Source organism: Streptomyces spongiae, assembly GCF_009377185.1.
Lineage (GTDB): Bacteria > Actinomycetota > Actinomycetes > Streptomycetales > Streptomycetaceae > Streptomyces > Streptomyces spongiae.
Window position 1 is genome coordinate 1 of sequence record NZ_VJZC01000286.1, and the last position, 12,367, is coordinate 12,367.

13 protein-coding genes are annotated in these 12,367 nt (G+C 70.9%); 1 reads left to right on the forward strand and 12 read right to left on the reverse strand.

The window, feature by feature from the left end; genetic code table 11:
• Positions 1 to 54: 54 nt before the first annotated feature.
• Together FNH08_RS30240 and FNH08_RS30245 are read right to left on the reverse strand one after the other, a co-directional pair.
• A complete protein-coding gene (locus FNH08_RS30240; protein ID WP_152774711.1) occupies positions 55 to 1,053 on the reverse strand; it encodes an inorganic phosphate transporter in 999 nt (332 codons plus the stop codon).
• A gap of 7 nt (positions 1,054 to 1,060) precedes the next feature.
• On the reverse strand, positions 1,061 to 1,681 hold the full coding sequence (locus tag FNH08_RS30245) for a DUF47 domain-containing protein (protein WP_015659485.1): 621 nt from the start codon (positions 1,679 to 1,681) through the stop codon (positions 1,061 to 1,063).
• 236 nt (positions 1,682 to 1,917) lie between these two features.
• Between FNH08_RS30245 and FNH08_RS30250 the strand changes: the two genes are divergently transcribed.
• Complete coding sequence (locus FNH08_RS30250; protein WP_152774713.1) at positions 1,918 to 2,295, forward strand: metal-sensitive transcriptional regulator; 378 nt, start codon at positions 1,918 to 1,920, stop codon at positions 2,293 to 2,295.
• A gap of 54 nt (positions 2,296 to 2,349) precedes the next feature.
• On the opposite strand, the gene FNH08_RS30255 is transcribed toward FNH08_RS30250, so the two are convergent.
• The 10 genes from FNH08_RS30255 to mshD form a co-directional block, all read right to left on the reverse strand.
• A complete protein-coding gene (locus tag FNH08_RS30255) occupies positions 2,350 to 2,529 on the reverse strand; it encodes a hypothetical protein (RefSeq protein ID WP_152774714.1) in 180 nt (59 codons plus the stop codon).
• A gap of 202 nt (positions 2,530 to 2,731) precedes the next feature.
• A complete protein-coding gene (locus tag FNH08_RS30260; RefSeq protein ID WP_152774715.1) occupies positions 2,732 to 3,556 on the reverse strand; it encodes a hypothetical protein in 825 nt (274 codons plus the stop codon).
• Positions 3,557 to 3,952: 396 nt separating this feature from the next.
• A complete protein-coding gene (locus tag FNH08_RS30270; RefSeq protein WP_152774717.1) occupies positions 3,953 to 4,366 on the reverse strand; it encodes an NUDIX hydrolase in 414 nt (137 codons plus the stop codon).
• Complete coding sequence (locus tag FNH08_RS30275; protein WP_322725763.1) at positions 4,363 to 5,487, reverse strand: CHAD domain-containing protein; 1,125 nt, start codon at positions 5,485 to 5,487, stop codon at positions 4,363 to 4,365. Before FNH08_RS30275 ends, FNH08_RS30270 begins: the two co-directional genes overlap by 4 nt.
• A complete protein-coding gene (locus tag FNH08_RS30280; RefSeq protein WP_152774718.1) occupies positions 5,468 to 7,696 on the reverse strand; it encodes an RNA degradosome polyphosphate kinase in 2,229 nt (742 codons plus the stop codon). Before FNH08_RS30280 ends, FNH08_RS30275 begins: the two co-directional genes overlap by 20 nt.
• 325 nt (positions 7,697 to 8,021) lie before the next feature.
• Positions 8,022 to 8,936: an ABC-2 transporter permease gene (locus FNH08_RS30285; RefSeq protein WP_152774719.1), complete on the reverse strand. Its 915-nt coding sequence runs from the start codon at positions 8,934 to 8,936 to the stop codon at positions 8,022 to 8,024.
• Positions 8,933 to 9,931 carry an ABC transporter permease gene (locus tag FNH08_RS30290; protein ID WP_152774720.1) on the reverse strand — a complete coding sequence of 333 codons (999 nt, stop codon included), beginning with the start codon at positions 9,929 to 9,931 and terminating at the stop codon, positions 8,933 to 8,935. Before FNH08_RS30290 ends, FNH08_RS30285 begins: the two co-directional genes overlap by 4 nt.
• On the reverse strand, positions 9,928 to 10,902 hold the full coding sequence (locus FNH08_RS30295; RefSeq protein ID WP_152774721.1) for an ABC transporter ATP-binding protein: 975 nt from the start codon (positions 10,900 to 10,902) through the stop codon (positions 9,928 to 9,930). The genes FNH08_RS30290 and FNH08_RS30295 overlap by 4 nt, the downstream gene beginning before the upstream one ends.
• A complete protein-coding gene (locus FNH08_RS30300; RefSeq protein WP_322725766.1) occupies positions 10,899 to 11,309 on the reverse strand; it encodes a GntR family transcriptional regulator in 411 nt (136 codons plus the stop codon). Before FNH08_RS30300 ends, FNH08_RS30295 begins: the two co-directional genes overlap by 4 nt.
• A 97-nt stretch (positions 11,310 to 11,406) precedes the next feature.
• Positions 11,407 to 12,333: a mycothiol synthase gene (mshD, locus tag FNH08_RS30305; RefSeq protein WP_152774722.1), complete on the reverse strand. Its 927-nt coding sequence runs from the start codon at positions 12,331 to 12,333 to the stop codon at positions 11,407 to 11,409.
• Positions 12,334 to 12,367: the final 34 nt, after the last annotated feature.

Below are 12,367 nucleotides of genomic sequence, written 5' to 3' on the forward strand. Positions count from 1 at the left end.
GGTAGGGGCGGCGGGGGCGAGGGAAAGGCAGGTCGGCCGGGCGGCGCTCGCGCTCTACAGGAACGCCAGGTTCACGACCCAGAAGCTGGCGGCAGCCACCACCGCGGCGGCCGGCATGGTGATGAACCACCCGAGGATGATGTTCTTGGCCACGCCCCAGCGAACCGCGTTCACTCGCTTCGTCGCCCCGACACCCATGATCGCCGACGTGATGACATGCGTCGTCGAGATCGGCGCCTTGAACAGGAACGCCGTGGTGAACATGATCGACGCGCCAGTCGTCTCGGCGGCGAAGCCCTGCGGGGGATCCAGTTCGATGATCTTCCGGCCCAGCGTCCGCATGATGCGCCAGCCACCCGCGTACGTACCGAGGGACAGCATGACGGCGCACACGATCTTCACCCAGACCGGGATCGGATCGCCGTAGTCCTCGACGTCCGCGATGACGAGCGCCATCACCACGATGCCCATCGTCTTCTGCGCGTCCTGGAGGCCGTGGCCCAGCGCCATGCCGGCCGCCGAGACCGTCTGGGCTATGCGAAAGCCGCGCTTGGCCTTGTGCGGGTTCGTCCGACGGAAGATCCACATGATCGCCGTCATGACCAGGTAGCCGGCCAGCAGCCCCACCACAGGCGACACGAACATCGGGATGACGATCTTGTCCAGTACGCCGGACCAGTACACCGCCGTCCCACCGGCCAGCGCCGCGCCCACCATGCCGCCGAACAGGGCGTGCGAGGAGGAGGACGGCAGGCCGTAGTACCACGTGATCAGGTTCCAGGCGATCGCGCCGACCAGGGCCGCGAAGAGGATGCCCATCCCCTTCGAGCCGTGGGGGGTCTCGATCAGGCCCTCACTGACCGTCTTCGCCACCCCGCTGCCGAGGAAGGCGCCCGCCAGGTTCATGACCGCGGCCATCGCCAACGCCGCCTTCGGCGTCAGCGCCCGCGTCGACACGGACGTCGCGATCGCGTTCGCCGAGTCGTGGAAGCCGTTCGTGTACGTGAAGAAAAGCGCGACCCCGATGGTCACGACCAGAGCGAAGGTGTCCATGTAGGGCTCAGGACTCCTTGACGGCGATGGTCTCCACCGTGTTCGCCACGTGCTCGAACGCGTCCGCCGCCTCCTCCAGCACATCCACGATCTGCTTGAGCTTGAGGACCTCGATCGCGTCGTACTTGCCGTTGAAGAGGTGGGCGAGAAGCTTTCTGTGGATCTGGTCCGCCTGGTTCTCCAGGCGGTTCACCTCGATCCAGTACTCGGTGAGGTTGTCCATGGTGCGCAGGTTCGGCATGGCCTCCGCCGTCAGCTCGGCGGCTCGTGCCAGGACCTCGATCTGCTGCTCGACGCCCTTGGGCAGTTCCTCGACGTTGTAGAGGACGACCAGGTCGACGGCCTCCTCCATGAAGTCCATGATGTCGTCGAGGGACGACGCGAGGGAGTAGATGTCCTCACGGTCGAAGGGCGTGATGAACGAGGAGTTCAACTGGTGGAAGATCGCGTGCGTGGCGTCGTCACCTGCGTGTTCCGCGGCCCGCATACGCTCTGCGATCTCGGCCCGGCCGGCGGTGTCCGCCCCGAGCAGTTCCATGAGGAGCTTCGAGCCCGTGACGATGTTGTCCGCGGATGCGGCGAACATGTCATAGAAGCTCGTCTCCCTGGGGGTCAGACGAAAGCGCACGTGGGGTCCTCGGGATGCTTCGGTTTCGGTCAGGCTGATGCTAGGTGCAACATCAGGCCACGGCTATCGGGCCGTCCCCCAGTCTCGCCCATCGGTCAGAATGCTCGGCACGGGGGCGGTACGGGGGCCCGTCAGGACCGCCGGAGGGGCGGTGGCCACAGAACCCCCTACCCAGCGAAGTTCGTTACCATATACCTACCTGGGGTATATGCCGTACACGTCTGTTGGAGGACGCGATGACGACCACCGAGGCCGGCGCGACGGCGCCCTCCGAGAGCACCCCGGACGCCGGGGACACGGCGGACACCGTGGTGACGGACCACGACCGTGGCGTGCACGGGTACCACAAGCAGAAGGACGAACACCTCAAACGTCTGCGCCGCATCGAGGGCCAGATCAGGGGCCTGCAGCGCATGGTCGACGAGGACGTCTACTGCATCGACATACTCACCCAGGTCTCCGCCTCCACCAAGGCCCTGCAGTCCTTCGCCCTCCAGCTCCTGGAGGAGCACCTGCGCCACTGCGTCGCGGACGCCGCGCTCAAGGGCGGGGACGAGATCGACGCGAAGATCGACGAGGCCACGAAGGCCATCGGGCGACTGCTGCGGACGTGACGGTCCGGGTGCGGACGGCATGACCGTCCGGGCCGGTGGGCGGAGGGAAGCCGCTCAGCGGCCCGCGGCCGCCTCGCGTTCCTCGGCCACTTTCAGTACCTCGTCGATGCGCACCAGGCTGAGCCGCTCCTCATGGGCGGCCGACGCCGCGATGATCAGTTCGCCGCACAGCTCGATCTCGGCGAGGGCCACGTGGTCCTGAACCGCCGTACCGCCTGCCGGAGCCACGTGCATCACCTCTTCTCTGCCGTCACCGACTTCCTAGAGTAGGGAGCGCCCTACACGCCGCGCATGGCACCAACGGGCTATTCCTGCCGCCCGTCCGGTACGGCCCGTGTGGCACGGACTCCCGTCGTCGAGGGTACCGACAGGCCGTCGCGCCAGTAGGTTTTCGGCTCAGTTCTCACGGGATCTCACGCGAACTCACGGCTTCTTGTCAGTTCTCGGCGAGTTTCCCCGCGTAGATGTCCTCCGCGTCGGGCAGCCGTACGGTCACGGGCACCCCGAACGCGTACAGCAGGGTCGTCGACGCCACCGCGACCGTGTCCTTCTGCTGCCCGTTGACGAAGCTGAAGCGGTGGCGGATCTTCCGGATGCGGCCCTGCTCGTCGAGATAGGCGTCGAACGGGACCTCGGCGGTGGCGAACCCCTTCGCGGCCGCGCGCAGCGGAGCCCGGTTGCCCTCCGAGGCGTTCCGCGCGGCCACCGCCAGGTCGGCGGTCCCCCGGTAGTGCCGCACCGGGACACCCGCGACCTTCGCTTTCCCGACGTACGTCGCCGTACGCGTCCCGCGCAGCACCTCGGCCGCGGCGAGGGGATCGGTGGCGCCGCCGGTCACCAGGTTCCCGTCGGACAGCGTGCCCGTGTCGACGCGCACCCACTTGTCGGCGGGCACTCCCGCGCCGCGGTTCTTCATGAACAGGGCGCCCGGGGCGAGGAGTTCGGTGATCGGGCGGTGTCCGCTGGTCCCGGCCGGATCCTGCGGGAGCTGCACCTCCAGTCGGCCGAGCCGCTCGGCGTAGTCGTACACACCCTCGCCGCGGATCGTGACGCGGGTGCCGCCCGCCGCCATCTCCATCGAGGTCAGCGCCTTGGAGGAGCCCGCGCGCACCAGGGCGCCGACGGCCCGGTGCAACTCCTCGACGGGATCAGCCGCGCGCGCGTCCTCGGAGGGAGCGTCGTTCGCGCAGCCAGTGCCGCAGACCATGAGCCCCGCCGCGACGGCCGTCACGACCCGCCGTCCGTGCTGCCACGCCACCATCGCCTAGCCAACCCCCAGCCGGTCCGTCCCGGTCCCTTCTGTCGTCGGGCTAACGACCGGTGGGGGCTCCCGTCACGCGCCTTACTCTTCGTTCACTTGCCTTGGGTAACGTTGTCGACGTGGCCCAGCAGCACGAGATCGCCCCGCCTCAGGAGCACCGCACGAAAACCGTCGACCAGGGCCGCTTCAGTGTGGCCAAGTGCACATGCGGCTGGCGCGGCCCGGCCCGAAGAGCCCGAAGCCAGGCGAGGACGGACGCGGAGGGACATACGGGGGCTGCGCTCTGATGGGGGCTGCGCCCCTTTAGGGGCGCGGGGCTGTGTCGATATGCGGCTCCGCCGCGTGGGCGCGACCAGCCACGTGAAACCCGCAGTCGGCAATGAACCCGCAGTCCCCCTACGCGTGCCGCAAAACCGCCAACAACTCGTCCACCAGATACCGATCCCGCAGCTGAGTGAGCCGAGCACGCGCCTCGACAGGCGCGAGCCACCGCACCCGATCCACCTCACGGTTGGGCACGAAGTGCCCCACCGTGGCCTCGGCCGCCCAGTAACTCACCCGCTTCGGCCGCCCACTCACCAGATAGCGGGCCGTGGGCAACCGCGGCCCCGGCTCGCACCGGAACCCCGTCTCCTCCTCGACCTCGCGCAGCGCCCCGGCGAGCGGCTCCTCACCCTGCTTCAGCTTGCCTTTGGGGAACGACCAATCGTCATATTTTGGCCGATGGACCAGGCAGAGCTCCAGGTCCCCGCCGCCCGGAGCACGGCGCCACAGGACACAGCCGGCCGCGTGGATGGTGTCGTCACTCAACGGGTGCTCACCGCTTCCTTCTGCCAGGACTGCTGGAACACGAACCGGGCCGCCTCCACCTCGTGCCGCTGGTCGGCGTGCAGGACGCCGAGGGCGTACGCGGTGGCCGGGGCGATACGGGGGGTGCGGGCCGCGGCCGCCGCGGCGGCGGCCGCCTCGGACGCGTCCCGGTGCCGGTTGAGGGCCTGCCCGGCCGCGAGGAGGCGTACGTCGACGGGCGCGTCCTTCCCGTGCAGCACCTCGCGGGCGTAGCGGTGCAGGCGCAGCAGCAGGCGGACCTGGTGCCAGGGGGCGTCCTGGGGATGCGGGGCCGGGTCGGGGGAGAGGCCGTGGATCAGGGCCTCGGCGTTGTACGGGTGGCCCGCGGAGACCAGGGGCAGGCCGGAGACGGCGTCGCACAGCCGCTCGTGCGCGGCCCTCGCGAGCGGGCGCAGATCGGCCGTGGCTGCCGCCGGGGTCAGCGGGACCTCGCTGGCGAGCACGGCCACGCTGTCGGCGACGGCGTGGAAGCGGGCGGAGCCGAGGGCCTGGAGGGCGGCGGAGTGGGCGCGGGTCCGGGCCAGGGTGAGCTGGCGCTCCAGCAGGGCGCCCGCCTTGGCCGCGCCGACCGTCAGGTTGCCCTTCGCGGCCTCCCCGGCGGAGGCCGCGGCTCCCGCTGACTGCGCGGGGAAGGGGGACGCTCCCGACAGCCGGTTCAGGGCCGTCACCAGGCGGTCCAGTCGGGCCGCGTACGCGTGTTCGCGGGCCAGTGTGCCGGACAGCCAGGCCAGTTCGGGGCGCATGCCCTCGGACCAGTCGGTGTCGAGCAGAGGGCGGTAGGTGTGCAGCGAGCCACTGATGCGGCGGGCCGAGCGGCGCAGGGTGAGCGCCGCGTCGGCGGACTCCTCGGAACCGTTCTCCCCCACTCTCGACTTCTCCCCCACTCTCGACTTCGCTCGAGCGGGGGGACCTCCACGACCGGGGGGACCCCCACGACCGGGGGGACCCCCATCGTTCGTCTCCCGCCCGGCGCGCAGCGCACGGAGGAACTCCGTGGCCTGGGCCCGCAGATACGCCGCCAGGGCGTCTGCCGTGACGGGCCCGGCCATCGGGTCCGTGGGGTCAAGGTGTTGCGTTGCCACGCCGGCGCCTCCGGGCGTCTATGAGCATCTCCTGGACGTTGCGCAGGGGCTGGCCCTCGCCGTCCGTCGCGTGCCGGGTCCACTCGCCGTCCGGACCGAGGTGCCAGGAGGCCGTGGAGTCGGACATGCCGGTCTCCAACAGGCGGTTGAGGGACGCCCGGTGGGCCGGGTCCGTGACCCGCACGAGGGCCTCGATACGGCGGTCGAGGTTGCGGTGCATCATGTCGGCGCTGCCGATCCACACCTCGGGCTCGCCGCCGTTGCCGAAGGCGAAGATCCGGGAGTGCTCCAGGAAGCGGCCGAGCACGGACCGTACTCGTATGTTCTCGGAAAGTCCCGGTACGCCCGGCCGGACTGCGCAGATGCCGCGCACCCACACGTCCACCGTCACACCCGCCTGCGAGGCCCGGTACAGGGAGTCGACGAGCGCCTCGTCGACCATCGAGTTGGCCTTGATGCGGACGTACGCGGGCCGGCCCGCGCGGTGGTGCTGGACTTCCTTGTTGATCCGGGCGATCAGGCCGTCGCGCAGGGACTTGGGGGCGACCAGGAGACGGCGGTAGGTCTCGCGGCGGGAGTAGCCGGACAGCCGGTTGAACAGGTCCGAGAGGTCCGCGCCGACCTGCGGGTCGGCCGTCAGCAGGCCGAGGTCCTCGTACAGCCGGGCCGTCTTGGGGTGGTAGTTGCCGGTGCCGACGTGGGAGTAGCGGACGAGGGTGTCGCCCTCCTGCCGGACCACGAGGGACAGCTTGCAGTGGGTCTTCAGGCCGACGAGGCCGTAGACCACGTGGCAGCCCGACTCCTCCAGCTTGCGGGCCCACTTGATGTTGGCCTGCTCGTCGAAGCGGGCCTTGATCTCGACGAGGACGAGGACCTGCTTGCCCGCCTCGGCGGCGTCGATCAGCGCGTCGACGATGGGGGAGTCGCCGGAGGTCCGGTACAGGGTCTGCTTGATCGCGAGGACGTCCGGGTCGTTCGCCGCCTGCTCCAGGAACGCCTGGACGGAGGTGGAGAACGAGTCGTACGGGTGGTGCAGCAGCACGTCCCGCTCGCGCAGGGACGCGAAGATGTCGGGCGCGGACGCCGACTCGACCTCGGCGAGGTCCCGGTGGACGCCCGCGATGAACTTCCGGTACTTCAGCTCGGGACGGTCGAGCTTGGCGATGCCGAAGAGGCCCGTGAGGTCCAGGGGACCCGGCAGCGGGTACACCTCGGCCTCGGAGATCTTCAGCTCGCGGATCAGCAGGTTGAGGACGTACTGGTCGATCGACTCCTCGACCTCCAGGCGCACCGGCGGCCCGAAGCGGCGCCGCATGAGCTCCTTCTCCAGGGCCTGGAGCAGGTTCTCGGCGTCGTCCTCCTCGACCTCCAGGTCCTCGTTCCGGGTGAGGCGGAAGGTGTGGTGCTCCAGCACCTCCATGCCCGGGAACAGCATCTCCAAGTGCGCGGCTATGACGTCCTCGACGGGGACGTACCGGTTCGGCGACGCCTCCATGAAGCGGGACAGCAGCGGCGGGACCTTGACCCGGGCGAAGTGCCGGTGACCGGAGACCGGGTTGCGCACGACGACCGCGAGGTTGAGCGACAGGCCCGAGATGTACGGGAAGGGGTGCGCGGGGTCGACGGCCAGCGGGGTCAGGACCGGGAAGATCTGGTTCTTGAAGAGGGTGAAGAAGCGGGACTGCTCCGCGCCGGTCAGGTCGCTCCAGCGGACCAGGTGGATGCCCTCCTCCGCGAGCGCGGGGGCCACGTCCTCGTGGTAGCAGGCCGCGTGCCGGGCCATGAGCTCGCGCGAGCGGGCCCAGATCATCTCCAGCACCTCGCGGGGCTGGAGGCCGGAGGCGGAACGGGTGGCCACGCCGGTGGCGATGCGGCGCTTCAGGCCGGCCACCCGGACCATGAAGAACTCGTCCAGGTTGCTGGCGAAGATCGCGAGGAAGTTCGCCCGTTCGAGCAGGGGCGTGGCGGGGTCCTCGGCGAGTTCGAGGACCCGCTCGTTGAACGCGAGCCAGCTGCGTTCCCGGTCGAGGAAGCGGCCCTGGGGCAACTGCTCGCCGTCCAGTGACTCCTCGTAGGCGTCGAGGTCGGCGTCGATGTCGGGTTCGAGGTCGGAGACCACGGCGGCCACGGTGTGCGGGCGGTGCGCGGCGAGGGAACCCACGGAGGGCTGCGCGTGCTGGACATCCGCCTCGGCGTTCTGCTGGCTCATAAACCCATTCTTCCGCGCCGCGAGGAAAACGGGCGCGTCGGATGCGGCGGGCGGGAGCGCGGCGAGGTTGCGGCCGCTCCCCGCGCTCTCCCCGTTCGATGGGGGCGGCGAGGGCTCGGGCACGGCGGGGTTCATTGATCGAGCGTCGCAAGGCCGATTGAATCGCCGGTTAAGGAGACATGACGTCCGGGATAGCGGGGGGAGGCTCGCGGGGGTCTTCACTGCCTTGGTACGCCTTGGTACGCCCCTCCCCCCGTGGAGGGGCGTACCGGTACCGGGGGCCGCCGGATCGTACGGCTGGTCAGTCCGTGCGGCGTACGGCTGGTCAGGCTGTCCGGCGGCGGAGGAGGGCGAACGCGGCGACGGTGGCCGTGACGGCGACGGCGAGGACGATGCCGGTCTCCATCAGGTGCAGGGGCCAGCGGTGGGACTGGGGGTGGAACGTGGTGGTCATGCCGGTGCCCCACTCGGTCTCCGTCTGCCAGGCACTCCTCGGCAGGTCGGGTGTGATCGGGTTGATCCGCGTGACCACGGGCCGGAGGTCCTCGCGGTAGTGGTCCAGCACGAGGTACAGCACCAGGGAGGCGGTGAAGCCCAGCCCTCCGGCGGGCAGGGCCCGGCGGGTCAGCATTCCGGCGAGCACGCCGAGGGCGAGGCCCGCGAGGGCGTACGCGACGGCTGCCGGGCCGGTGGCGAGGAAGACCTCCGAGTAGTACCAGTCCCCGGTCAGGTCGGGATTGCCGTCGAGCCTGGCCCAGTCGTACAGCAGGACGAGCACGCCGGTGCCGGAGGCGATCAGGACGGCCGGGACGGCGAGCCTGGCGGCCAGCCAGCGGGTCGGGGTGACCGACTGGGTCCAGGCCAGGTCCGCCGTGCCGCTCTCCAGCTCCCGGCCGATCAGCGCGGCACCGGCCCAGGCGGCCACGGGGAACACCAGCCACGACATCGCGGTGGCCATCAGGGACAGGCCGTTGCCGTACGTCGTGTCGGCGGTGATCGCGTCGACCGCCGAGCACGGGGGGAGCCCGGTGCCGGGTGAGCCGCAGGCGCTCTGGCCGGCACGGGCCTCGTCCCCGAGGGCGTACAGCCGCACCAGGAACCCCGCGGCGGCGGCCGTCGCGACGGCCCAGGCGATCAGGACCGGCCGGTGCAGCCGCAGGACGGTCCAGAGCAGACCCCGGGGGCCTCTCGGTCCCCGGGACGGTCGCGTGGCCGTGGACGACGCGGTGAGGGAGGTCATACGGCGGCTCCCGCGCGGCGGTTCAGCAGCCGGAAGGAGACCAGGACCGCGAGGGCGGTGAGGGCGAGGACGATGCCGGTCTCCACGAGCTGGAGGGGCCAGAAGTGGGACGAGGGGTGGTACTCGGTGTAGAAGCCGACGATGTCGTGCTGCTTGAGGCAGGCGGGGCTGCCGTTGCAGGGGTCCGGAACGTGGGCCCCGGTGGAGGTGAGGGCTCCTTCGTCGACCGGCATGCCGCTGAGGGACGAGTACTCCGCCCGGTTGGTCAGGGTGACCGGCGGCCACAGATACGGCCGCAGCACGCCGAGGACGAAGTGGACGGCTCCCAGGCAGAGCAGGCTGATGCCGAGCGCGGGCAGGGAGCGGCGGACGAGCAGGCCGACGAGGACACCGACCGCGAGGCCCAGCAGGGCGTAGGCCACGGCGACGGTGCCGTTGCCCCGGAACGCGGTGTCGGAGTACCAGGCCCAGGACAGCCACCGCCGCAGCTCGTTGTTCGACGGCCACATCAGCCGGTGCAGCAGGGTGAGCAGGGCGGTGCCGGACGCGACGACGGCGGCCGGGAGGGCCAGCTTGGCCGCCAGCCAGCGGGTCGGGGTGACCGACTGGGTCCAGGCGAGCTCCGCGGTACCGGTCTCCAGCTCCCGCGCGATCAGCGCGCCCGCCGCCCAGACCGCGACGAGGAACGGCACGACCGTGATGATCAGGCTGCCCAGAGACGTGGCCATGTCATACGCGAGGTAGGCGTCGCCGGTGAAGTCGCAGCTCAGGTTCTCGTCGGGGGAGGCGCAGCGCATCGTCCGGTACTCGATCCACAGCCCCCTCTCTCCCGGTCCGTACGCCCACAGCAGCGCCCCGCCGGCCACGGCGACCAGCAGCACCCAGAACAGCAGCGCCGCGCGGTGCAGGCACAGCAGCGTCCAGACGAGGCCGCGTGGCCTGAGGGAGCGAAGGAAGGCGGGTGCCTCGGCGGGCGAGGTCGTCACGGCGGTCATACGGTGGTCTCCTCGGCGTCGGCCTCCTCGGCGTCGGCCTCCTCGGCGTCGGCTTCCTCGGCGTCGGCCTCCTGCTCGTCGGCCTCGAAGGCGTCGGCCTCGTCCTCACCGGTGAGTGTGAGCACCGGGGCCTCGGGGGAGCGCAGGTGGGCGAGGACCAGCTCCTCCAGGGAGGGCTCCGCGGTCTGCCACGCCTCGTCGATCGGGCCGTTCGGCCGTATGAGCGCGGTGAGTTGACGTCCCGTCGTACGGGACTCCACGACGGTGTGCGGGTCGAGGTCGCCGTCCTGGCCGGTGACCAGGACGTGCGCGGCGAGGAGGTCGTCCAGCGGGCCCGCGAGGCGGACGTGGCCGCCGCCGATGAGGAGCAGGTGGTCGCAGGCGTCCTCCAGCTCGGCGATGACGTGCGAGGACATCACCACCGTCGTGCCGTTCTCGGCGGCGTCCGCCATCAGCACGCCCATCAGCTGGTGCCGGGCGAGCGGGTCGAGGTCGGCCATCGGCTCGTCCAGGAGCAGCAGTTCGGGCCGCTTGCCGAGCGCGAGGGCGAGGGCGACCCGGGTGCGCTGGCCGCCGGAGAGGGTGCGGACCCGGGCGTGCGGGTCGAGGTCGCCGTCCGCCACGATCCGCTCGGCGACGCCCTGGTCCCAGCGGCCGGGGTTGAGCTCGCGTCCCATGCGCAGGGTCTCAGCGATGCTGAGCTGGGGGTACAGGGGCTTGTCCTGGGCGACGTACGCGAGGCGCTCGCGGGCCTCGGCCGGTGTCGTACCGAGCACCGTCACCGTGCCCTCGGTGGGCCTGAGCAGTCCGGCCGCGTGGGCGAGCAGGGTCGACTTGCCCGCGCCGTTGGGGCCGACGATCGCGCAGACCCTCCCCGCGGGCAGCCGGAACGTGCAGTCCCACAGCGCCCAGTCCCCGTCCCGCCCGAATCGCCTGCCCAGGGCGGCCGCCTCCATGGCGGTGTCGGTCATTCCTCGTCCCCCTCGTCGTGCTTGTCATGGTCGTTCTTGAAGTGCTCGTCGAGTACGGAGGTGAAGAGCGCCGCCACGTCCTCCCGCTCGAGTCCGGCCTCGCGGGCCCGGCCCGCCCACGTGTCCAGTTCCGCCCGCAGCGGGGAGTCGACGGGCGTGGTGCCCAGTGACTTCCGTACGAACGTGCCGAGGCCGCGGCGCGCCTCGACCAGGCCCTCGCGCTCCAGTTCGCGGTAGGCCTTCAGGACCGTGTTCGGGTTGATCGCCGTGGCCTCCACGACCTCACGGGCCGTGGGGAGCTTGTCGCCGGGTTCCAACAGGCCCAGGCGGAGGGCCTGTTTGGTCTGCTGGACGATCTGGACGTAGGTGGCGACACCGCTGCGCCGGTCGATGCGGTACTCGACCACTCGGACAACCACCCTTTCACTAATTGAGTAGTGAAAGGGTGGTGCAAAGAAGGGGCGGCGTCAAGTCGCCGCCCCTGAGCTGGGTTTGGGGAGGGGGTCACGTCTCCGTTCGGTACATCAGGTCCGTCTCGTGGGTGGTGAAGCCGATGCGTTCGTATACGCTCACCGCGGCCTTGTTGTCGGCGTCGACGTACAGCATGGCGGTGGGCAGGCCCCGGTCGGCGAGGTGACGCAGGCCGATGGTGGTGAGGGCCTTGCCGAGGCCGCCGCCCTGGGCGCCGGGGCGCACACCGAGGACGTACACCTCGCCGAGCCCCTCCGCCTCGTGGACCTTCGTCCAGTGGAAGCCGATCAGTTCGCCGCCGCGCTCGGCCAGGAAGAAGCCGGACGGGTCGAACCAGGGTTCCGCCTTGCGGTCGTCGAGGTCGCGCTGGGTCAGGGAGCCCTGCTCCGGATGGTGCGCGAACGCCTGGGCGTTCACCGCGAGCCACGCGGTGTCGTCCTTGCCGGGGACGAAGGCACGGACGGTGACGCCTTCGGGGAGCACCGGCTCGGGCGGGTCGAAGTCGGCCAACGAGCGGCGCATCTGGCGCAGTTCGCGGAACAGGGTGAGGCCGAGGACCTGCGAGAGGTGCCGGGCGGCGGAGTGCCCGCCGTGCGCCCACACCCTGAGGCGCTTGCCGGACTCGGCGAGCAGGGCGGTGCCGAGGGCGCGGCCGTGACCGTGGCCGCGGTGGGCGGGGTGGACGACCAGTTCGGCGGCCGGGGCCTCCACCGGGTCGGTGTCCTCCAGCTGGGCGTATCCGACGAGGGTGTCGTCGACGGAGAGCAGCAGGTGCCGGACGCCCGCGCGCTCCGCTCCGCGCAGTTGGAGGCGGCCCTGCTCGGACACCGCCTGCTGCCCGTCGGTCCGTGCGGCCTCCGCGAGCAGGGTGAGCACGGCCTCGGTCTGGTCGGGGGTGAGCGAGTCCCGGCTGTCGATGCTGCGGGCTCCGCCTTGGGGCGCGGGGTCGTGGCTGGTCATGCGTATGAGGTTAGCTGCGTGGGGGGTGGTGGGG

Bases quoted from the DNA above. Each gene is read 5' to 3' on its own strand.
- FNH08_RS30240 (WP_152774711.1), bottom strand. From the start codon at position 1,053: ATGGACACCTTCGCTCTGGTCGTGACCATCGGGGTCGCGCTTTTCTTC.
- FNH08_RS30250 (WP_152774713.1), top strand. From the start codon at position 1,918: ATGACGACCACCGAGGCCGGCGCGACGGCGCCCTCCGAGAGCACCCCG.
- FNH08_RS30255 (WP_152774714.1), bottom strand. From the start codon at position 2,529: ATGCACGTGGCTCCGGCAGGCGGTACGGCGGTTCAGGACCACGTGGCC.
- FNH08_RS30260 (WP_152774715.1), bottom strand. From the start codon at position 3,556: ATGGTGGCGTGGCAGCACGGACGGCGGGTCGTGACGGCCGTCGCGGCG.
- FNH08_RS30280 (WP_152774718.1), bottom strand. From the start codon at position 7,696: ATGAGCCAGCAGAACGCCGAGGCGGATGTCCAGCACGCGCAGCCCTCC.
- FNH08_RS30285 (WP_152774719.1), bottom strand. From the start codon at position 8,936: ATGACCTCCCTCACCGCGTCGTCCACGGCCACGCGACCGTCCCGGGGA.
- FNH08_RS30290 (WP_152774720.1), bottom strand. From the start codon at position 9,931: ATGACCGCCGTGACGACCTCGCCCGCCGAGGCACCCGCCTTCCTTCGC.
- FNH08_RS30295 (WP_152774721.1), bottom strand. From the start codon at position 10,902: ATGACCGACACCGCCATGGAGGCGGCCGCCCTGGGCAGGCGATTCGGG.
- mshD (WP_152774722.1), bottom strand. From the start codon at position 12,333: ATGACCAGCCACGACCCCGCGCCCCAAGGCGGAGCCCGCAGCATCGAC.